Origin of the sequence: Kibdelosporangium aridum (assembly GCF_900176515.1) — a bacterium.
Classification (GTDB): Bacteria; Actinomycetota; Actinomycetes; order Mycobacteriales; family Pseudonocardiaceae; genus Kibdelosporangium; species Kibdelosporangium aridum.
This window is the reverse complement of sequence record NZ_FWXV01000010.1, coordinates 295,409-315,492: the sequence shown is the minus strand read 5'-3', so window position 1 is coordinate 315,492 and position 20,084 is coordinate 295,409. Positions and strand designations below refer to the sequence as shown.

Annotated in this window: 18 protein-coding genes; 11 read left to right on the top strand and 7 right to left on the bottom strand. The window is 66.6% G+C overall.

Annotation, left to right across the window (positions count from 1 at the left end):
• The first annotated feature begins 85 nt into the window (after positions 1 to 85).
• The 3 genes from B9C43_RS42090 to B9C43_RS42080 are packed head-to-tail and all read left to right on the top strand — an operon-like array spanning position 86 to position 2,524.
• Positions 86 to 955, top strand: a complete 870-nt coding sequence (locus B9C43_RS42090; RefSeq protein ID WP_033380867.1) for a DUF1996 domain-containing protein — start codon at positions 86 to 88, stop codon at positions 953 to 955.
• Positions 952 to 1,509, top strand: a complete 558-nt coding sequence (locus B9C43_RS42085; protein WP_051894931.1) for a DUF305 domain-containing protein — start codon at positions 952 to 954, stop codon at positions 1,507 to 1,509. The genes B9C43_RS42090 and B9C43_RS42085 overlap by 4 nt, the downstream gene beginning before the upstream one ends.
• Before the next feature lie 7 nt (positions 1,510 to 1,516).
• Positions 1,517 to 2,524, top strand: coding sequence for a LacI family DNA-binding transcriptional regulator (locus B9C43_RS42080; RefSeq protein ID WP_033380866.1), 1,008 nt, complete (start codon positions 1,517 to 1,519; stop codon positions 2,522 to 2,524).
• Here B9C43_RS42080 and B9C43_RS42075 read toward each other — a convergent pair.
• Positions 2,521 to 3,942 (bottom strand): carboxylesterase/lipase family protein, encoded by a 1,422-nt coding sequence (locus B9C43_RS42075; RefSeq protein WP_084432997.1) that lies wholly within the window; start codon positions 3,940 to 3,942, stop codon positions 2,521 to 2,523. The two genes, B9C43_RS42080 and B9C43_RS42075, sit on opposite strands and share 4 nt — an antisense overlap.
• Positions 3,939 to 4,451 (bottom strand): hypothetical protein, encoded by a 513-nt coding sequence (locus tag B9C43_RS42070; protein ID WP_084432996.1) that lies wholly within the window; start codon positions 4,449 to 4,451, stop codon positions 3,939 to 3,941. The genes B9C43_RS42075 and B9C43_RS42070 overlap by 4 nt, the downstream gene beginning before the upstream one ends.
• Positions 4,452 to 4,590: 139 nt before the next feature.
• Here B9C43_RS42070 and B9C43_RS42065 point away from each other — a divergent pair, with 139 nt between their 5' ends.
• The 3 genes from B9C43_RS42065 to B9C43_RS42055 all read left to right on the top strand — a co-directional run bounded on the left by B9C43_RS42065 (position 4,591) and on the right by B9C43_RS42055 (position 6,836).
• Complete coding sequence (locus B9C43_RS42065; protein WP_084433133.1) at positions 4,591 to 5,070, top strand: cupin domain-containing protein; 480 nt, start codon at positions 4,591 to 4,593, stop codon at positions 5,068 to 5,070.
• A 69-nt stretch (positions 5,071 to 5,139) separates the two neighbouring features.
• Positions 5,140 to 5,790 (top strand): Crp/Fnr family transcriptional regulator, encoded by a 651-nt coding sequence (locus B9C43_RS42060; RefSeq protein WP_033380864.1) that lies wholly within the window; start codon positions 5,140 to 5,142, stop codon positions 5,788 to 5,790.
• Positions 5,791 to 6,149: 359 nt separating this feature from the next.
• Positions 6,150 to 6,836, top strand: a complete 687-nt coding sequence (locus B9C43_RS42055) for an RNA polymerase sigma factor (RefSeq protein WP_084432995.1) — start codon at positions 6,150 to 6,152, stop codon at positions 6,834 to 6,836.
• Here B9C43_RS42055 and B9C43_RS42050 read toward each other — a convergent pair.
• Positions 6,775 to 7,764: a hypothetical protein gene (locus B9C43_RS42050; protein ID WP_235039165.1), complete on the bottom strand. Its 990-nt coding sequence runs from the start codon at positions 7,762 to 7,764 to the stop codon at positions 6,775 to 6,777. The two genes, B9C43_RS42055 and B9C43_RS42050, sit on opposite strands and share 62 nt — an antisense overlap.
• A 422-nt stretch (positions 7,765 to 8,186) precedes the next feature.
• Between B9C43_RS42050 and B9C43_RS42040 the strand changes: the two genes are divergently transcribed.
• Positions 8,187 to 11,159, top strand: coding sequence for an AfsR/SARP family transcriptional regulator (locus B9C43_RS42040; RefSeq protein WP_160097070.1), 2,973 nt, complete (start codon positions 8,187 to 8,189; stop codon positions 11,157 to 11,159).
• Here the strand turns inward: B9C43_RS42040 and B9C43_RS42035 are convergent.
• A complete protein-coding gene (locus B9C43_RS42035) occupies positions 11,067 to 11,702 on the bottom strand; it encodes a LuxR C-terminal-related transcriptional regulator (protein ID WP_051894927.1) in 636 nt (211 codons plus the stop codon). The two genes, B9C43_RS42040 and B9C43_RS42035, sit on opposite strands and share 93 nt — an antisense overlap.
• Positions 11,703 to 11,794: 92 nt before the next feature.
• Here B9C43_RS42035 and B9C43_RS42030 point away from each other — a divergent pair, with 92 nt between their 5' ends.
• Together B9C43_RS42030 and B9C43_RS42025 are read left to right on the top strand one after the other, a co-directional pair.
• Positions 11,795 to 12,217, top strand: a complete 423-nt coding sequence (locus B9C43_RS42030; protein WP_033380862.1) for a helix-turn-helix transcriptional regulator — start codon at positions 11,795 to 11,797, stop codon at positions 12,215 to 12,217.
• A gap of 44 nt (positions 12,218 to 12,261) precedes the next feature.
• Positions 12,262 to 12,687, top strand: coding sequence for a VOC family protein (locus tag B9C43_RS42025; RefSeq protein WP_033380861.1), 426 nt, complete (start codon positions 12,262 to 12,264; stop codon positions 12,685 to 12,687).
• Positions 12,688 to 12,738: 51 nt separating this feature from the next.
• Here the strand turns inward: B9C43_RS42025 and B9C43_RS42020 are convergent, their stop codons facing one another.
• A complete protein-coding gene (locus tag B9C43_RS42020; RefSeq protein WP_033380860.1) occupies positions 12,739 to 13,206 on the bottom strand; it encodes a DoxX family protein in 468 nt (155 codons plus the stop codon).
• Positions 13,207 to 13,448: 242 nt separating this feature from the next.
• On the opposite strand from B9C43_RS42020, the gene B9C43_RS42015 reads away from it, so the two are divergent.
• Both B9C43_RS42015 and B9C43_RS42010 read left to right on the top strand, forming a co-directional pair.
• Positions 13,449 to 14,471 (top strand): hypothetical protein, encoded by a 1,023-nt coding sequence (locus B9C43_RS42015; protein WP_084432991.1) that lies wholly within the window; start codon positions 13,449 to 13,451, stop codon positions 14,469 to 14,471.
• Between the two features lie 69 nt (positions 14,472 to 14,540).
• On the top strand, positions 14,541 to 15,497 hold the full coding sequence (locus B9C43_RS42010; protein ID WP_084432990.1) for a sigma-70 family RNA polymerase sigma factor: 957 nt from the start codon (positions 14,541 to 14,543) through the stop codon (positions 15,495 to 15,497).
• On the opposite strand, the gene B9C43_RS42005 is transcribed toward B9C43_RS42010, so the two are convergent.
• A complete protein-coding gene (locus B9C43_RS42005) occupies positions 15,474 to 18,389 on the bottom strand; it encodes a helix-turn-helix transcriptional regulator (RefSeq protein WP_084432989.1) in 2,916 nt (971 codons plus the stop codon). The genes B9C43_RS42010 and B9C43_RS42005 overlap by 24 nt on opposite strands.
• Positions 18,390 to 18,830: 441 nt before the next feature.
• On the bottom strand, positions 18,831 to 19,937 hold the full coding sequence (locus tag B9C43_RS42000) for a glycosyltransferase (RefSeq protein ID WP_084432988.1): 1,107 nt from the start codon (positions 19,935 to 19,937) through the stop codon (positions 18,831 to 18,833).
• Between the last annotated feature and the right edge of the window lie 147 nt (positions 19,938 to 20,084).

The window sequence follows — 20,084 nt, the reverse complement described above, 5'->3', positions numbered from 1 at the left end:
GACGACTTCCTGTGACCAGCGTCATGCTCAAATACGCGAGAGCGCTCTCACCCGTCACTCCGACAGGAGAGGGAGTTCATCTTCAATGAAGAAGACAATGAACCGCTGGCGGATCAGTACGAGACTGAGCCTGATCGTCGCCGCTGTCGGCGCCCTGCTGACTGGTGGGCTCAGCGGCGTGCCGGACCGCGCGGACGCGGAGCCGGTGCGCGTTGCCGAGTTCCTCGCTGAATGTCCGCTCAGCCACCGGCTGCCGGACGACCCCATTGTGCTGCCGAGGCTCGCGGGTGCGTCGCACTCGCACGACTTCTTCGGCAACCACTCCACCAACGCCAACTCCGACGTCAACAGCCTCAACGGTGCCACCGGGAACTGCAACCCGGCGCCGGACATCTCGTCCTACTGGGTCCCGACGCTCTACAAGGGACAAACCGCGATCCAGCCGAGCATCGTCACGTTCTACTACCTCGGCGAGGGCGTGAACCGGCCGCAGGACATCAAGCCGACGCCGTTCGGGCTCAAGATCGTCGCGGGCAACGCCAAGGCCACCGGTGACAGCGACAGCATCGCGCGGTGGTCGTGCCTGCACGCCGGGCATGTGCCGCCGTCGAAGAACTTCGTGAACTGCCCGGCCGGCACGCAGCTGGAGACCTATTTGGACTTCCCGCAGTGCTGGAACGGCCGGGATCTCGACTCAGCCGACCACAAGAGCCACATGGCATACCCGGTTGCCGGTGGCTGCCCGTCCACGCACCCGGTCTCGGTTCCCAAGCTGCGCTTCGTCATCCGCTACCCGGTGAACGGCGACCCGAGCACGTTCCGGCTGTCGTCCGGGTCCGGCTACACGTATCACGGCGACTTCTTCAACGTCTGGCCCGTCGCCGAGATGGAACGCCGCGTTCGCAACTGCCTCAACGTCGTGATCAAGTGTGATCACAACGGCAACCACGGATGACCGTGATCATCCGATGCGTCCTGCTGCTGCTCGTCCTGGCGGGCTGCGGCGGACAGGTGACTGGCCCGGTCCCGGAACCCCCTGCGTCCGGGACCGGCCGGTCCACCCCTTTCGGACTGACCGAGCGGGCGTTCGTCGAACTGGCGATCGCGACCGACGAGCAGGCGGTGAAGCTGCTCGACGTGGGGACGAAACAGGCGGTGCAGCCTGCCCTGAAGCAACTCGCGAACGACATCGGTGCCGCGCGACGCGCTGAAGTCGTTGAGCTGCACGGGTTGCTGAAGGCCGCTGCGCTCGAATACGTGAACAACCACAAGGGACACGACATGCCCGGGATGCCGACCGATGAGGAAATCTCCGCGCTCGAGGCCTCCGGGCCGGGATTCGACGCGCTGTTCGCGAAGTTGCTCCGAGCGCATCTTGACGAGTCGATCACGGTCGTCCGGTCGGCGGCACAGGCGGTGTCGGATGAACCAACGAGGGCATTGGCCAGGCGGATGGAAACGGACCGAATCGGATTCACCCAACGGCTCGGCGCGGTTGTACCGGTATAAAGAATCGGTGTCACGACACCAGAAGCGCGTCACGCTTGAGGAAGTCGCCCGAGTCGCCGGGGTGTCGAGGGCAACCGTTTCCCGTGTGGTCAACGGTGTGACCAGCGTGGACGAGAGCATCAGGCAGACGGTCGAACGAGCCATCTCCAGCACGGGGTACCTGCCGAACCTGGCGGCCCGGTCGTTGGTGACCCGGCGGGCGGACGCCATCGCGCTGGTGTTGCCCAGCGAGAGCAGAATCGTCGGCGACCCGTTCTTCACGCGGATCGTGCGCGGGGTGTCCACTGTGCTACGGCCGATCGGTGTGCATCTGGTTTTGATGATGACCAGTGCGGACACCGGCGATCAGGTTGTCGCGGACCTGCGGCAGGGGCGGCTGGACGGCGTGATCCTGGTGCACACGTATCAGGCTGATCCGTTGCCGAGCTTGCTTCTGCAGAGCCGTCAACCCGTAGTGCTGTCCGCGCGTCCGGCTGAGCCGATACCCATCACGTACGTCGACGTGAACCAGACTGCGGGCGGTGCGCTCGCAGCCGAGCACCTCGTTGCTCGCGGCTGCGAACGGGTTGCCACGATCACGGGTTCGCTTGACCGGCCGCCCGGGCATGATCGGCTCGCTGGTTTCCGGGACGCGATGGCTCAGCTGGGGCAGCCGGATGTCGTTTCCGTGGAAGGGAATTTCACGCGTGAAAGCGGTGCGGCCGCGATGGAACAGCTGATCGCCGAGTATCCCGATGTGGACGGCGTGTTCATCGCCTCGGACTTGATGGCGGAAGGCGCTTTGCCCGTATTGCGCAAGCATGGGCGTCGTGTGCCCGACGACATCGCTGTCGTCGGGTTTGACGACAGCAGCGCCGCGCTCAGTTGCGATCCGCCGTTGACCACGGTCCGGCAGCCGGTCGAGGACATGGCCGCGGAGATGGCACGCCAGTTGCTCAGGCAGATCGACCGGGTCGATACGCCGATCCGGTCGGTGATCTTCGAACCGATCCTGGTGGTACGCCAGTCCGCCTAACGGATTCCCTCCCAGAGTGCTCGTTCGGCCGGTCGTGGATCGAGGACGACTTCCGAGGTGAAGTCGAACCGCATCGTGCTGCGGTTTCCGGTGTCGTACTTGAACCAACCGGGATTTCCGTTGGTGGCGAACGAGACCCACGCCGCGTGCATGCTGTCCGCTAGATGCTGCGGCAGGTCCGTACCCAGCAAAGCCTCGAACGGGTTGTCCTCAAGGACATCGAAGACAAACGGGATCTCTGCCGCGTGACATGCGCCGAGCTTGCCGCCGAAAGTCCCGGCCTGCCACGCGAATTCGTACATGTACGCGGTCTTCGCGGTCTCGGCCAGCCGGATCGCTGGGACCCGGAAATGCAAGTCGGTCATCAGCTGCGCGAGCTTCTCACCCGGAGTGCCCTGGTACACGGACCGCACCTGGTCCGGGTCGAGACCGAAACGCCGCGCGTTAGCGATCAAAAGCTCGTCGGTGACGTGATCCATCAGCCCGGTCGGCACCAAATAAAGCCGGAACTCGTCGGCGTTGCTGCCTACCAGGATGTCCACATCGGAGTTGAAGTAGCCGCCAGGAATCGTGTCGCCGTCGATGACCGGGCTGAACGGAATCATGGTCGTGGCCACTTCACCCCACATCGCGGGGTCAGGGTTTGCCGACACCTCCGCTCGAAGTTGTTGCTGGGCAACAACAAGCTCGCTGACCGGAACCGCGGCGAAGTCGTCCGTGCCGAGCTTCGCGGCAAGTCGGGCTTTGACGAGCTCAGCGCTTGCCGGGGAGATCGCGTGGTGCAGAGCGCCGCTCTGCAGGATCGCGCGCTGGAAAAGCCCACTGGCTTTGGGCATTGTCAGCAGCGCACCGACGGACATCGCACCCGCTGACTCACCGAACACAGTGACTTGGTCAGGATCCCCGCCGAATACCGCGATGTTGTCGCGCACCCACTCCAACGCGGCGATCTGGTCGAGCAGCCCACGGTTGGCATTGCCCGGGTGGTAAAGGAATCCGTCCGCGCCGAGGCGGTAGTTGATGGTCACAGCCACCACGCCGTCTCTGGCGAATGCCGTTGCCTCATACGCGGATCCGGAGCCGTTGACGAACGCGCCGCCGTGAATCCACACCATGACAGGCAGTCGTGCGCTCGTGTCCGGTGTGTACACGTTCAGGTTCAGGTAGTCGTCCCCGGGAATGTCCACCTCGTGGATCAACGCGTTCAGAGGTGGGGTGTACGGAGCTTTCGGCGCGGTGGGGCCGAAGTTCGTGGCGTCGCGAATCCCTGCCCATGGCTCGACAGGCTGCGGCGGCCGGAACCGGTTCGGCCCGACGGGTGGCGCGGCATACGGAATGCCCTTGAACGTCAGGACACCGCCCGCCACGGCGCCGCGCACGGCGCCGTGGCGAGTGTCCACGGTGGTTGAAGTGATCATTTGCCCTTGTCGATGATCTGGTCGAGCAACGCGGTGATCTTTGCCTGGCCCTTGGCTTGGATGGCGAACTGTTCTTCGACCTTGGCGAAGTTCTCATCTACCTTCGCGAAGTTCTCGTCGATCGCCGAGAACCTCTTGTCTATGCTTGCGAAGTTCTCGTCGATCCCCGCGAATCTTTGGTCTATGCTTGCGAAGTTCTCGTCCATCCCCGCGAATCTTTGGTCTATCCTCGCGAAGTTCTCGTCCATCCTCGCGAAGCCGTTGTCCACCTTCGCCTCGAGCGAGTCGAGCCGTTTGCCGTGGTCCTGCAGGGTCTTGCTGTGCTCGGACTGGGTTTCGCGGATCGCCTGGATCAGTTTAGTCTGGGCCTGCCATTTCTCCTGATAGTCGCCGACGTCGCGGTCAGCGCCTTGTGCGAGCACGAGTGCCTTGGCCGCATCGGTTCTGGCCACTTTGACCTGTTCTTCCACACTGATCAACCTTCTCTCGAAGTCGTTCGTCGACGCCATGGCGCCAATCTATCAGTGATCGAGTGGGCGAAAACGCTTACAGCGCAAGGATTCACCCGGCGGTGCGATGTGGGTGACCATGCGTGATCACGGCTACCAGGGTAAGGTCGCGACACCACCTGGGGAAAGGACTCCGTACATGTCATATCCGGAACCGATCTATCACGGCACCACCGGCGAGAAGAGCGCGACCTATCGGCCGAACGGCAGCAAACCGGACTGGACCTACGCCAACGGCAACACTGTGCACTACCTCGCCACCGGCGAGTCGACGGGCGGCTTGTTCGGTTTGTACCGCTGGGAAATGGGGCCGGAGCCGAGCGGGCCCGGTGCGCACTTCCACAAGACGATCACCGAGTCCTTCTACGTCCTCACCGGGACGATCAAGATCTTCAACGGCACCGAGTGGATCGACACCGAGCCCGGTGACTTCGTGCACGTGCCCGCGGGAGGAATTCACGGATTCCGCAACGAGTCCGGCAAGCCCGCGTCCATGCTGCTGCACTTCTCCCCGGGCGCGCCAAGGGAAGGCTACTTCGAGGGCATTCCCGATCTTGCCAAGATGAGCGAGCAGGAGCAGGTCGACTTCTTCCTCGAGCACGACAACCACTGGCTGTAGCACCCGCGGTGTCACAAAACGCCGTGCTCGCGCAGTACACATAGCAGGACCGAGTTCTGCGAGGGAGCCATGAACTGGCGGCTGAGTGCGGATGGGCAACGCAGGCTGATCGCGGCGGGTACCCCGCGCCGCTGGTCGGTCGGCCAGGTGCTGATCAGGGAATCCGAGACGTCCGACCACGTCGTGCTGCTGACCGGCGGCCGCGTGAAGGTCAGCGTGACCGCGCCGAGCGGCAGGCAGGTGCTGATGGCCATCCGTGGCCCTGGCGACCTGCTCGGCGAGGTGGCGGCGATCGACGGCGACGTCCGGTCGGCGACGATCACCGCGTTGACCGCGGTCGAGGGGGTCTCGTTGACCAGTGCGGAGTTCCACCGGTTCATGCTCGCCGCGCCGAGTGTGACCGTGGAACTGCTGAAGATGGTCGTCGGGCGGCTGCGGGAGTCGACGCAGCGCCGTCTGGAGAACGGCGCGTACGACGTCCCGGCGAGGACGGCGAGGTTGCTGGTCGACTACGCGCGCGAGTACGGCGAGCCCGTGCGTGGCGGTCTGACGGTGAAACTGCGGCAAAGCGAACTCGCCGAGGCCGCCGGTGCCTCACGGGAGGCCGTCGCCAAGGCACTGAAGGTTTTCCGGGACGCGGGCGCCGTCCGTACCAACCGGTGCAGCTTCGACGTGCTTCGGATGGACCTGCTTGACCGATTCGCTGAAGGGATCGCGTGACCCCTCGTCGGGTGATTTCGCAAGGGGCCACGCCCAGCCGGCCAGAGAGTTGGTCAGTGAAGGTGGAAATGGGGAACTGCCGGCTGGTGAAAAAGCTGTCGGCGTGATTCACGCCGGGCTGGCCCGCGAAGGGGCCGACGGTACATGGCTGCTCCTTGATCAATTGTGCCCAATGGGGTGGTCGCCGTTGAACACTGGCAGCCGGCAGCCGCCAAGTCTGTGAATTCCGACGCACAACCGTGTCAACTCTCCGGCGGGGTTGACAGGAATCTGTCCAGAAATCGGTCTGCTTTTCGCCCGGTTCGTGCGGCATCCTCTGCGTCAGGAGGCAGCACTCTCGCCAGAGCTGGGCACGGGCCATGCGAACAGATCAACCGGGGCACAAGGTCCTGCTGCGTGTGATCACGGAGCCGGACCTGCGGTTTCGCGCGACCGTGGACGGCTACGCGCGCCGCTACACGCTGGACCGGGACGATCTCTACCAGGCCGCGAGCGAACGGCTGCTGCGCCAGCGCGGTGTCGTGCCCGAGCACGAGGGGTTGCGCGGCTGGCTGGACCGCTGTGTCAACTTCGTCGCCCTTGACATGATCAAAGACCGCGCCCGCCAGCCGCTGGCGATGAGCGAACTGCCGGAGTCGCCGGACATCTGGGTGCATCCGCTGACCGACGCGGTCGGCTGGGAACAGTGGCTGGCCGAACGGCTCGACCGGGCGCTGACCGCCGAGCAGCTGCACGCGATCCTCACGCTGGCCCGTGATCCCGACCTCGGCCTCAGGGAGTTGGCCAGGCTGACCAACAAGAGCTACGCGGGCGCACGGCAGCTGAAGTCACGGGCACTGGCCAGAATCGGCAGGCTGATCGGGCTGACGGCGGCCGAGCGGGCCGCGTATCGCGGCCTGCGCAAAGGCGAGGGGGTGGCTGAAGCGGCTCGTCGGCTGGGCATCGACGCGACACAGGTCGACCGCCTCCGGCGAGCCGCCTCGGTCAAGATCCGGCGGTTCCTGTCGTTCGATGCCAGCGGATCCCGTAAGCAAGGCCGGGCGTGAGCTCGTGGAACGAAGTGTGGATCTCGCCGGAGGCGTCGAGCGGGATGGTCTCCCCCCGTGGTTGCGGGTCGTCGACGTCCCGCTGGAAGGCGTTGACCAGCCGCCAGATCCGCTCGGGCGGGCGCCGCACGTCGAACCGCACGCGCAGGTCGAACTCGGCGCAGCGGTGTTTGGGCACGCACACGTAATGCGGTGCCATGGTCCGGTCGGGACGGATCTTGAACCGCAGCCCGATCTGGTGCGATTCGTGCCGCCGCAACGGTTTGGGCAGGGTGAGCCGGAAGCCGAACCGGTCGGTGGACTCCATTTCGCGTGCGGTCAGCCGCCCGCCGTGGAACACGTCGATCTCCAGGTCGTCGGTGCGCGCCGGGCCGTTCGCGCCGAGCGGCGCGGTCAGCGTGATGGCCAGGTCGACGTGCTCGATCCGGTCGTGGTCGGCCACGATCCGGCGGAACTCGAAGGCCTCCGGGGTCGGCTGGTCGAGTGCGAGGGTGACGCGCAGTTCCTCGGTGTGCCAGCCGGGAACCGGCTCGGCCGGTGGGAATTCGGTCAGCGGCGCGCCGGAACGGGCCACTTCGGCCAGCCGCTCGATGCCCTCGTCGATCCGGCGCCGCGCGGTGCGTTCGTCCCGGTTGAGCCGTTCGGCGACCAACCGCACCCGGTCCTTGTAGAGCGGCAGTTGGTCGGACTGGTCGAGGGCGAACGCCGCGCGCACCGCGATCCGCAGGTCGTCGGGCAGCTCGCCGGCCCAGCGCCACAGGCATTCCGCGACCCTGCGCCGCACCTCGACGGCGTGCTCGACGCCGTGGGTCCCGGTGGCCGTGCGCAGTGCCTCGCCGACCCTTGCCGTGATGGACCCCGCCAGAATCCCGCGCCCTTTGCGCAGCGCCTTCAAATCAGCGACGAGCTGTTCATCGCGGATGGTCATCCACCGACGTTAGCCCGCGTCGCTGCCATTGTTCAAGCGTCACCCGAAAGGATCAAAGCGGTTTCCAGATAACTGAGGAAACCGGAAACTCCTTGTCGCAGCCAACCCGGAGAGATGACGATATGAGTGCGTCGGAAATTCCTTCAAGGCATTTCATTACTCTGCTGGAAAGAGGCTGTGATGAGGCTGTACTGCTCGCTTTCCTCGGTGGTCAGGTTCGCATTCTGGACCGTGCTTGTCGGGGTTGTTCTTGGCGTGCTGCTGGTGAACAGGGGCGCGACAGCGCAGCTCGGCGGCGACGGTGCATCCGTCCAGCTGGAAAGGGGGTGTGTCGTCGGTGCAAACGCATTACCTGGGTGAGTGCTGAGTGCGGGCCCCGGTGAGTAAGTTGGAGATGACGATCCGACACCACGGGGGTGGGCGTGGAGTTCCTGCTGCTGGGGGCAGTACGGGCGAGACAGGGCGCGCAGTCCGTACCACTCGGGCCCCGGCAGCAGCGGCTGGTGTTCGCCGTGCTGGCTTGGGAAGTCGGTCGGCCGGTTTCGGTCGACCGGCTGATCTCGTTGCTGTGGCCGGATTCCCCGCCGCGCACCGCGGAGCACGCCGTCCGGGTCTGCGTGTCGAAGCTGCGGTCGATCCTGGCCGGGCACGCCGAACTGACCGCGCAGGGCAGCGGGTACGTCCTGCGGGCCGACCCGCTCACCATCGACGCGCACCGGTTCCTCGACCTGGTGGAACAGGCCCGTGCGACGGTGGACGACCGCCGCAAGGTCGAGGTGCTCGACGAAGCCCTCGGCCAATGGCAAGGGCCCGCGTTGGCCGACACGGCGTCCGACGAGATCCGCGAGCGCCTGTTCGGTGGCCTGACCGAGGCCAAATTGGTCGCCACGGAAGACCGGTTCGACGCGCTGCTGCGGCTGGGCCGCCACCACTCGGTGGTCAGCTCGCTCGCGTCCTTGGCCGAGACGTATCCGGCCAGGGAACGCCTGGTCGGCCAGTTGATGCTGGCGTTGCACCGAGGCGGGCAATCCGGGCAGGCACTGGACGTGGCCAGGCGGACCCGCCAGTACCTGGCCGGGGAGCTGGGCATCGATCCGGGGCGCGAGCTGCAGGACCTCGAGCTGGCCATCCTGCGTGACGATCCCGCACTGGCCACTCCGCGGCGCCGTGGCCCGGCCCAGCTGCCCGCGGACCTGGCCGACTTCACCGGCCGCTCGGCCGCGCTGGACCAGCTGGACGCGCTCGTCGCCAGGGATCCGGCCGCGGTCGTGATCACGGCGATCGACGGGACCGCCGGTGTCGGCAAGACAGCTTTGGCCGTGCACTGGGCGCATCGCATCAGAGACCGCTTTCCCGACGGACAGCTGCACGTGAACCTTCGTGGTTACGACCTCGGCCCGCCCCTGCAGCCGGCGCAGGTGCTCAACCAGTTCCTCCGCGCGGTCGGGGTGCCGTCGGACGGGCTGCCGACCGGGCTGGACGAAGCCGTCGCGATGTACCGGACATTGTTGTCGGACAAGCGAATGCTCGTCGTGCTGGACAACGCGGTCAGTGCCGACCAGGTCCGGCCGCTCATCCCCGTCAGCCCCGGCAGCGTCGTGGTGATCACCAGCCGCGACCGGCTCGACGGGCTGGTCGCGATGGACGGCGCCAAGCGCGTGGTCCTCGACGTGCTGTCGCCGAAGGAAGCGATCGCGTTGCTGCGCCAGATGTTGGGCGACCGCGTGGACGAGGATCTCGACGCGGCAGCGGAATTGGCGGTGACGTGCGCCTACCTGCCGTTGGCGTTGCGGATCGCCGCGGCGCATCTGGCGGTCCGGCCGAACAGGTCCATCGCCGATCACGTCGCCGCGCTGCGAGCGGGCGATCCGCTTGCGGCCCTTCAGATCGAGGGAGACAGCCAAGCCGCGGTGACGGCGGGGTTCGACCTGTCGTACACCGCGTTGAAGCCCGACGCCCAGCGCCTGTTCCGGTTGCTGGGACTCGTTCCAGGGCCGGACGCGTCCGTCGACGCGGCAGCGGCGCTGACCGGTGCGGACGATGTCGACGTCCTGCTTGAGCGCCTCGCGGCGGCGCATCTGATCGAAGAACACACGCCGGGCCGCTACACCTTCCATGACCTGCTTCGCCAGTACGCCTGGGAAAGAACGACCGAACAGGACAGCTTGGCGGAACGAGAAGCGGCACTGGATCGGTTGTACGAGTACTACGAGACCACAACACGAGCTGCCGTGGAACTCTTGTACCCGTACATGCTTCGCATCGAAGGCGGCACACCGAAGAGTTTCGATGACCACGGTTCAGCGTTGGCCTGGTTGGACTTGGAGCGTGCCAACCTGGTCGCAGCCGTGCGCCAGGCTGAAGGGAAACGCAGCTGGCTGCTGGCCGACACGGTTCGCAGCTACCTGTACTTCCGTGGCCACATCGTCGACCTGTTCGGCGTCGCACGCCATGCCCTGACCACGGCGGGAGACGACCCCAAGGCCCGTGCGGCCGCGCACAACAGCCTGGCCACGGCCTACTACAGCCAGAACCAGTACGCCGAGGCAGTGCGGCACTACAGCGATTCGCAGACGTGGTCCCGGTCGATCGGCTGGCTGACGGGCGAGGCCGCGATGCTCAACAACCTGGGCGCGATCCTGGAACAGCAAGGCGATCTCGACGGCGCCAACGCGAAGTTCGTCGAACTGCTGGCGTTGTTGCGCTCAACGGGTGAGCACCACCACCTCCTCGGCCCGGCGCTGATCAGGGTTGGCAACAACCTGCAATGCCGAGGCCGGTTGACCGAAGCCGAGTCGTACTACCGGCAGGCGCTGGAGTTCAGCCGGGCGATGGGGGAGCGGCACGCCGAAGCCAACGCACTGCACTTCCTGGGCGGCGTGCAGTACCTGATGGGGGAATTGGACGAGGCGCTCAAGGACGATTCCGAGGCGCTGCGGATCTACCTTTCCCTGGGTGGCCGCAACGACGAAGCCCGTGCCCGGACGCATCTTGCCAACGTGTACCGAGGCTATGGCCGTTACGACGAGGCGATGAAAGAGGCGCGGGCGGCGCTGGTGCTGGCCGTGGAAACCGGTGAGCGCCGAACGGAGACGTGGGTCCGGAGCGCATTGGCTGCGACGCACTTGGCGATGGACGACAAGACCGAGGCGGCCGCGGAGTACGAGCGGGCATTGGCTGTCGCACGGGCGATTGGTGCCCGTTACGAGGAATGTGAAGCTCTGATCGGCCTGGCGTTGAGCCGCGGCGATCGCGGGGACGCGGAGGCGGCCTTGGTCATCGCCGACCAGATCGGGTACCGGTTACTGGCACACCAGGCGGTCGAGGCCGGCGCGACGCGCCACGACGACGGCCTCCTCGCGGCTGGCGACGCCGAGCTTGGTGAAGATCCCTGACGTGTGGTTGCGGACGGTCTTCGCCGCGACGGCCAGCCGTTGCGCGATGGTCGACACGGACAGACCGACCACGAGCAACTCGAGGATCTCGCGTTCCCGCGGCGTCAACTCGTCGAAGACCGTCTGCTGCGGCACGTCCAGGAGCTTGGTGATCTTGCTGGCCACATGCGGCCCGAACACCGCCTGCCCCGCGGCGACATTGCGCACCGCGCGGACCAGGTCCTGCTCGGCCGCGGTCTTGGGCAGGTAGCCCAGAACACCGGCGCGGACGGCGGCCACCACGGTGGCGTCGTCGTTCATGTCGGTGAAGACCAGAATGCCGGTTTTCGGCGCGCTCCGCCGGACCTCACGGCACGTGGACATCAGTTCGGTCCGGTCGAGGTCGATCAACAGCACGTCTGGCCGGTGGCTGATCGTCTCGGCCAGCGCCTGCCTGCCGTCCGAGGCCTCGGCGAGGACAGCGATGTCACCGTGTGACGCCAGCAAGGCACGTGACCCGTCCCGCACGACGGGCGCCGAATCGGCCAGTACCAGCGTCAACACGATGACACCACCCCCAGTAGGTAACACCGGCTGCCACTGTCGCGCACCGAGTTCGGAGTTTGTTCAAATCCGCAGGCCGTACCCTGTGAGACGTGACCTCCGTCCCACCGGCAAGGCACCTGTTGCGTGCCAAGGACCTCGCTGACGCGCGGTATTCCGACCCGTTGACCGTCACGGACCTGGCGCGGGCGGCTGGCTTGTCGAAGGCACATTTCAGCCACGAGTTCCGGCGGGCGTTCGGCGAGTCGCCGCATGCCTACCTGCTCACCCGGCGCCTGGAACGAGCCGCGTCGATGCTGCGGATGACCGATCGGAAGGTCGCCGACATCTGCGTCGCGGTCGGCCTGCAGAGCATCGGGTCGTTCACGACCAGCTTCACGCGGATGTTCGGGGTATCGCCGACGGCCTACCGCGCGAAGTACCCGCCTGCCTCGACGTATGCGCGTGTCCCGTCGTGTGTGCAGCGGTTCTACGGCCGCCCGCAGAACCGGACGTTTCGAGAAGACGACACCTGACCCGCGTGGCTAACGTTCTCCGCAGTCCGAAGGGAGAACCAGAGATGATCACGACAGGCAGCATGCAGCTGTGGGTGCACGACCAGGACGAGGCGCTTCGGTTCTACACCGAGAAGCTCGGCATGGAGATCCGGGCGGACGTCACCATGCCCGAGATGGGCGATTTCCGGTGGCTGACCGTGGGCTGGCCGACCCAGCAGGACTTCACGTTGGTACTGATGGCGATCCCGGGTGAGCCGGTGATGGACGCCGCCACCGCCGAGGACGTCCGAACGCTGATGGCCAAGGGGTTCACCGGGACCCTGTTCCTGACCACGGACGACTGCCACCGGTCGTACAAGGAGTTGCTCGCGCGTGGCGTGGAGTTCACCGAGGAGCCGGAGGAACGTCCATACGGGATCGACAGTGGTCTGCGTGACCCGTCGGGCAACAGCATCCGGTTGACCCAGGTACGCGAAGACTTCGGATGACATGCCGAAAACCCTTGTGGCTTGCCACAAGGGTTTTGGGTTTTCGGCGGTTCAGCCACGGCGACGGCGCAACGCGGCGACGGTCAGCGAACCGGGGCCGATGACGGCGATGAGCAGGAAGATCCAGCTGTACAACGCGGCGGGCTCGCCCATGTTCTGCAGCGGCACCAGCGCGATCTCCTGGTGGTAGACGAAGTACGCGTAGGCCATGGTGCCGGAGGCGATCAGTGCGGCGATCCGGGTGAAGACGCCCGTGCCGACCAGGATCGCGGTCACGGCCTCGATCACCGAGGCGTAGAACCCGGGCCATGAACCGAATCCCACACCGGTGCCGGCGCCGTCGATGCCGCCGAAGGCACCGAAGCCCTGCAGGGCGTGGCACAGGAACAGGAACGAGACGACAACGCGGAACGCGGAGATCGTGACGCCGGTGAGCTTGTCGTGCTTGGTCTTCGGGGCGGAGTTGTCGGCGGCGGCGGTGGTGGCGGCGACGGTCTGGGGGAGGCTCTGGGTGGTCATCGTCTCGGTCCTCTCGGGGGTGTCTCTCTCTTGCCTGACATCTAGTCGTCGAGCCACCGACGGCCGGATCGACACACATCCGGAAAAATCTTGAAAAGTTTTTCCGCGGCGCGATCGGCGGTATCCCGGTGTGCTCCGTTCCGCCTACGCCCGCCCGCCCAGCGCGCATGCGGGCGAACGGCGGCATCTCATTGGACTTCAGGGCCGCATCGCACCGGACACGGACCCCGTAAGCTCCCCGCATGCTTGATCAGGCCGTCGGCGACCTTGAACTTTCGGTGCGGCACAAGGATGAAAGCTCCTATGAACACGCGATCGGATCCGTGTGGGAGGCCGCGCAACAAGCACCACAGGCTGATCTGGACGCGGCAGTGGTACGGATCGCGGCGTTGCTCGGCGAGATGCCAGTCGATGTCGTGGGGCGGTTGCCGGTTCTCGGCGGGGCACTGGTCGAACTCGGGGCGTCGCCGCGGCCGCTCGTACCGATGATCGTCACCGGACTGATCGACACGTTGCGGCGCGTCGGCACCTTCATAGAGACGTGGCCGAAGGGAGAGGAACGTCCGGACTTCACCGGAGACGGCTACGACAACACAGTGCGGGTGTTGTCGAAGGTCCACTCCGAGTGGGATGCGCACTCGGTGGCGTTCGCGTGGTACGCGGTGGGCGCGTGGAGCGCGCCCGCGATCGCCGTGCTCCAGCACGCCGAAGTCCGTGCTGACTTGCCCAACCGCGACGCACTGACCGAACTGGTCGACCGGCTCGGACCGCTGCGGGAGGACCTCGGGTTCCTCGTCGAACTGCTGGCCGTGCTCGACAACGAGCCTTTCGTCGTATTGCACCGGGCTTCTGGTCAGGGCTACGAGCTGACGGTCTCGGGCGTTGGCGGGAACTTCCAGCTGCAGACTCTGCTCGCCGCGACCTTGATCGGCTCCGAGGGAGACGGTCTGATCGCGGGAACGCCGCCCGATCCGGTGTGGGTCGCGGCGGCCACGGATGGCGACCTGACGCCGCCTGGCGGGATCAGCGGCCAGTTCAACCTCGTCGACCACACCGGTTCGTGGATATGGGGTGAAGGCCGGCCCGCGGACATCCCGGTGCTCGACGGTCGTCGTGTGGTGCTGCTCGAGCCCCAGCCGTACCCGCGGAGGTGGTCGCCCGGGCGGCTGTTCGAGCGGATGCGCCCCACGGTCCAATTGGATCGGATTTTGCCGTCTGTCGAGGTCGCGGCCTGGTTGACCCGGCTGTCGGAAGAACCTCGATGACTTTTTGTCGTACCCCGGGTCTTTACTGCGCGAAGTAGAGTCAGCCAGGACTGGGGGAAGGAGTACGTGATGACTGTCGAAGCGGAGTCCGTCGACTTCCTGCAGCAGGCCGATCCGTACCGGCGGGAACTGCTCGCGCACTGCTACCGGATGCTCGGCTCGGTGCACGACGCCGAGGACCTGGTGCAGGAGACCTTCATCAGGGCCTGGAAGTCGTACGACAAGTTCGAGAACCGGTCGTCACTGCGGACCTGGCTCTACCGCATCGCCACCAACGTGTGCCTGACGGCGTTGGACGGCCGCGAGCGGCGGCCGTTGCCCGCGGGCTTGGGCAATCCGGACAGCGACCCGTCGGAACCGCTCATCGAACAGCACGAGGTGCCGTGGCTGGAGCCGTTCCCGGACAGCGACGACCCGGCGTCGATCGTGGCGTCGAAGGAGAGCATCCGGCTGGCGTTGATCGCGGCACTGCAGCACCTGCCGCCCAGGCAACGGGCCGTGTTGATCTTGCGTGACGTGCTGAAGTGGCGGGCCGCCGAAGTCGCCGAAGCGCTGGACACCTCGACCGCGGCGGTCAACAGCGTGCTGCAGCGCGCCCGCGCGCAGCTCGACCAGATCTCGCCGAGCGAGGACAAGGTCGTCGAGCCGACCGAGGCCGAGCAGCGCGAACTGCTGGCCAAGTACGTGGCCGCGTTCGAGGCCAAGAACGTGCCGGAGATCGTCGCGCTGTTCACCAAGGACGCGATCTTCGACATGCCGCCGTGGGCCACCTGGTACCGCGGTCGCGAGAACATCGCCCGTCACCTGGCCTACGGCTGCCCGGTCGGCCCGGGGGAGATGCGGCTGGTCCCGGTGACGGCCAACGGCCAGCCGGGCTTCGGCGCCTACTGGCTGCGCGACGGCGAGTACAAGGCGTTCAACCTGGTCGTGCTGACCCTGACCAAGGACGGCATCTCGCACTCGACCTCGTTCTTCGACCACGCGCTGTTCGAGAAGTTCGGCTTACCCCTGGTACTGGCCGATTAGGCCACGGTCGTGCGCGATGGACACGACCTCGGTGCGGTTCGCCGCACCGAGTTTGGCCATCGCACGGGACAGGTGCACGCTCGCGGTCTTCTGGCTGATGTAAAGCCGTTCGCCGACCTGCCTGTTGGTCAGCCCAGCGGCGACGAGTTCGAGCACGGCGAGCTCGCGCGGTGTCAGGTCGCTGTTCGGCTCGGCGGCGATCTCGTTGCCTGGCAAGGAGATCCGGCTGCGCTTGGCCAGTTCGGTGACGGCGTCGCGCAGCGGGTTGGCGCCTAGGTTCACCGCGATCTCGTACGCGGCAACAAGCCGGTCGGCGGCTTGGTCACGGTTTCCGTCGGCCAGCAGGAGGGATGCCCATCGCCAACTCGCCACGCCCACCCAGTACTCCATCTGGACAGCAGGGCCGACGGCGTCCTGCCACAGCTGGGTGTCGTGGTGCCCGCGCAGCCTGCTGAGCTCGGCCGCCACCCGGGCTTGGAAGGCTCGGCTCTCCGGGTGGTGCTCGCCGCGTCTGCCTCGGCCGTACCTCTGCGGCACGATCTTGTGGACACGCTGTTCGAGCAGGGCGCCGTGGTCAATGGCAGCGTCGACCGCTGCCTGGTCCCCTCGTCGGCGTGCTGCCTCAGCGATGTCGCAGAGGGCCCATACGCCCATGGCCAACGCCATCATGGTGTCGGTGACGGATCCGCGTGCCAGCGTTTCCATCGCGCTGAGCACGGCCTCGACGTGCTCGACCGCCTCTTCGGGGCGGCCTCGCCACAGCGCGGCCTCCGCGCGGCCCACGTTGCCCATCTCGTGGGTGAACAGGTCCTCGGACTGCGCGGCCAGCAGTTCGGCCCGTGCGTCCAGCGTGTCGAAGTCTCCTTGTGCGGCCAGGATCCACAAGGTCGGCGCCATCATGCGGGCTCTGGCCACCGTGGGAGCACCGTCGACGTCCTCGGCGAGCTTGAGTCCCTCGGCCCACTCACCCAGGGCGTACCGCATGCAGATCCGCTCGACCCGGGCGTCGAGGCCGGACAGGCCCCACGACAGGCCGACTTGGGCCGAACGCGTGATGATGAAGTCCATCATGCGGATGGCCTCGGTCTTCTCCCCGTTCATCCACAGCACGACCGCGGTGTTCTTACGAGCCCGCAGCTCCACGTCGTAGGCGCCGATCGAGGCCGCGCGTTCGATCGCCGCCTTGCCCATCGCGATGGCTTCCTCGATGTTGGCGTCCCACTCGGCGAACACGGCCTTGGTGACCAGCGCGTCGACTTCGACCGCGGTGGCGCCGAGCAGTCTGGCGTCCTGGAATGCCTGCTCGGCAAGGGATTTCATCCGCTCGACGTCGACTTCCCACGACCAGACCCACTCCCGGGCGGCCAACGCGAGCACCTTCGCCTTCACCACACTGGCCGGTCGGTCGCGCACCAGCTCCCATGCCTCTTCGACGATCCGCTGGATATCGGAACCACGGTGCTCCAACGAGATCGACGCGATCGCGAGCTGGTGGCGGGTCAACGCGGACAGTTCCGGGTCGTCGAGTTTGTCGGCCAAGGCCACGGCGGCCTTGCCGTACTCGACGGAGCGTTCCACCTCGCCCGCGGCGATCGCGGCACGGGTCGCCGCGCGGAGCAGGCCCAGTTCGGTGGTTCCGCTCTGCTCGGGATCGGGGACCACGCTCCACAGTTCGAGTGCCTGTTCGACGTGCCGCAGCTTTTCGCCCGGCGCGCCCATCTTTCCCGCCTCGTCGGCCGCGCGCACCGAGGCGGTCAGCGCTCCAGGCAGGTCGTGACTCCGGAAACTGTGGTAGGCAAGCAAAGCCTGCGACGTGACGACTTGCGCGTAACCGGCATGCAGCCGAACTCGTTCGCCCGGCAACAGATCGTCGTAGACCGCTTCGCGAAGCAGCGCGTGCCGGAACCGGTAGCCGCCGTCCGCGGTGACGAGAACGTTGTGCTGCACGGTTTCCCGCAGCACTTCTTCGAGCACATCGCCTGGAAGGCCGGACACGGTCGCCAGGCTCGCGTGCGTCACGATCTGGCTGGCCACGGCCGCGGCACGGACGACCTTGCGTGCGTCGCCACTGAGTCGCTCGATCCTGGCGAGCAGGAGATCCGCCAGGCCCGCGGGCACTCCGGCGCCGTCACCGTAGGCCGCGGTGAGCTCTTCGCAGAAGAACGCGTTGCCCTCGGAGCGCTTGGCGATCTTCTGGACCGTGGCGGGCGGCAGGGCGCCGTCGGCGAGCTCGTCGACCAGCTTCTCCGCGTGCACCTGGTCGAACGGCCTGAGCTCAAGTAGCTCTACAGTGGACAGCCGGGACAGCTCGCCGAGCACCGGCCGCAACGGGTGCCTGCGGTGCAAGTCGTCGAGGCGGTACGTGCCGACGATCAGGATCCGCTGCGTGTACAGCCTCGACACCAGGAACAGGATCAGGTCGCGAGTGGAGGCGTCCGCCCAGTGCAGGTCCTCGATCGCCAGCAGCACCGGCGCTTGCGCGGCGAGGTCGCTGAACAGCCCATGCACCGCGTCGAACAGCCGCAACTGGTCCATCGCGGGCTCATTGGACTCCTCAACGGCCGTGACCCCGGGCATCAGCCTGCTCAGCACCGAGCGGTGCTCGGCCATGGCGCGCTGTGCGGGTGTGAGCTGGCCGAGTGCCTCGACGAAAGGCAGGTAAGGCAGTCCCGCCTCATCCACGTCGAGGCACCGGCCCGTGAACACGGTGGTACCGCCAGATCGTGCGGCCGCGACAAGCTCGGTGAGCAGTCGTGTTTTCCCAACCCCCGCGTCCCCGCTCACGAGGACCGCACCCGCCCGGCCTGCGGCGGCCGTGGCCAGCGCGGTCTTCAACTCCGCCAGTTCGTCCTGTCTGCCGACCAGCGGAATCCCAGACCCGATACGAGGCACAACGCATCGTGGCACAGACAGCGGCTCCCCTCCCGCCAGTTTTTCCAACAGCTGAACCGCAAGAACTGTCAGACCCCTCGTGTTGAATGAAAAATAGGGGTTCCCCCGGTGGCGGCTTTTGTCGTGCTTGCGGTGGTCCCCCAACGGGCGCCCCGGCACACCCAGACCGCCCGCGCGAACCCCCAGTGTCGAGCCGCGCGGGGTGACTCAGGCTGTCGCCGGGCGCCGCCTTGGGACCTCAGGTTCAGGTGGCCGACCGTCCGGCTGCCACCGCAAGTCCCGGCTGCGTCGCTGCGCCCCACGGGCCATTCGTTCGCCGCGAGTCGCGACACGCTGGCGGGCGTGCTCACCGGAGATGATCGCGAGCTGGGTCTCTGCCACGTTCCACATGAGCCTAAGACTCGGGGTAAGGCCCCACTCGCCGCATTGGGCAACTGAGCGTTATGTAAGGGCCTCCAGCAGCCGCACCGCGTAAGACGTGTCGGGCTGAGCGGCCAATTCGTCCCTAAGGCGGGCCGCGGCCTGCCGGTAAGACGGGTTGTCGAGGACCTCGACGGCGGCCTCGCGAACCTCGTCGGGAGTCGTGGTGAACGCGTTCAGGACCTTGCCGAACCCGAGGTCGGCGCACCTCTGGCTGTTGACGATCTGGTCGGCGCCCAGCGGGATCAACACCGTGGGCAGGCCGTGCGCGAGGGTGCCGGTCATGCTGCCGGAGCCGCCGTGCGACACCACGAGACTGCACTGCGGCAGGATCTCGTGCTGCGGGATGAACTTCTCAATCTGCACGTGCGCGGGTTGCGTGCCGAATTCGGCGGGGTCGATGTGCGGACCGACTGTGACGATCAACCGCGCCTGCAGCTCCCGGAGGCCGTCCAGGACGCGGGTGAACAGGTCGCCCGACTCGGTGTTGAAGATCGTGCCGAGGGTGAAGTAGATCGTCGGCTCTTCCGGTTTTGCCTCGACGACGTCCTGGATGCGGATGGTGTGGCCGGTCGGCGGCAGCGGGAAGTCCGGGTGCCGCAGGCTGGGCGGGAACGGTGACAGCACCAGGTGACGGCTGAGCATCTCCAGGTTCGGGTCCGGTGGCAGGCCGTGCTCGGCGCGCACCTCGTTGAGCGTCTCCCCGACCACCGAGTGGCGGATGAACGAGCCGGAGGCGTTGTTCAGCACGGAGGCGTAGGGGACACCGAGCTTCTCGGCGGCGATCATCGCGCCGAAGTCCATCTCGTCGCACAGGATCAGGTCCGGATCCCACTCCATCTTCAGCAGGTCGGCCGCGCGCATCCGGGCAGCCCGGTCGGCGAAGCCGTCACGCAGGCCCTCGTCCTCGTGGTCCTGGTTCGGTTTGATCAACGGCCGCCGGATCCCGCCGCCGTCGTAGTCGGGGCCGGATCGCCACGCGTCGAACCCGGCCTTGCGGACCTGCTCGACCATGCTCTGCTGACAGGTGACTCCCACGGTGTGCCCGACGTCGAGCGCGGCACGGGCAATCGGTTCCATCGGCCCCCAGTGGCCGCGTCCGCCGACAAAGGAAGACAGGATGCGCATTCACCCAGCGTAGTGTCGCGCCGGGGGTTGATTCGCCGTCGGCCAGTAGGTAGCTTCGTGTAAGCGTTTTCATAGTAAGCGCTTACCATGCCAACGAAGTTCATGGTGGAGTGGCCATGCCCCTTAGGTGTCTGATTGCAGCAGTTC

Coding starts and splice junctions, on each gene's coding strand:
- B9C43_RS42090 (WP_033380867.1), top strand. CDS start 86: ATGAAGAAGACAATGAACCGCTGGCGGATCAGTACGAGACTGAGCCTG.
- B9C43_RS42085 (WP_051894931.1), top strand. CDS start 952: ATGACCGTGATCATCCGATGCGTCCTGCTGCTGCTCGTCCTGGCGGGC.
- B9C43_RS42075 (WP_084432997.1), bottom strand. CDS start 3,942: ATGATCACTTCAACCACCGTGGACACTCGCCACGGCGCCGTGCGCGGC.
- B9C43_RS42070 (WP_084432996.1), bottom strand. CDS start 4,451: ATGGCGTCGACGAACGACTTCGAGAGAAGGTTGATCAGTGTGGAAGAA.
- B9C43_RS42065 (WP_084433133.1), top strand. CDS start 4,591: ATGTCATATCCGGAACCGATCTATCACGGCACCACCGGCGAGAAGAGC.
- B9C43_RS42060 (WP_033380864.1), top strand. CDS start 5,140: ATGAACTGGCGGCTGAGTGCGGATGGGCAACGCAGGCTGATCGCGGCG.
- B9C43_RS42055 (WP_084432995.1), top strand. CDS start 6,150: ATGCGAACAGATCAACCGGGGCACAAGGTCCTGCTGCGTGTGATCACG.
- B9C43_RS42050 (WP_235039165.1), bottom strand. CDS start 7,764: ATGACCATCCGCGATGAACAGCTCGTCGCTGATTTGAAGGCGCTGCGC.
- B9C43_RS42025 (WP_033380861.1), top strand. CDS start 12,262: ATGATCACGACAGGCAGCATGCAGCTGTGGGTGCACGACCAGGACGAG.
- B9C43_RS42020 (WP_033380860.1), bottom strand. CDS start 13,206: ATGACCACCCAGAGCCTCCCCCAGACCGTCGCCGCCACCACCGCCGCC.
- B9C43_RS42015 (WP_084432991.1), top strand. CDS start 13,449: ATGCTTGATCAGGCCGTCGGCGACCTTGAACTTTCGGTGCGGCACAAG.
- B9C43_RS42010 (WP_084432990.1), top strand. CDS start 14,541: ATGACTGTCGAAGCGGAGTCCGTCGACTTCCTGCAGCAGGCCGATCCG.
- B9C43_RS42000 (WP_084432988.1), bottom strand. CDS start 19,937: ATGCGCATCCTGTCTTCCTTTGTCGGCGGACGCGGCCACTGGGGGCCG.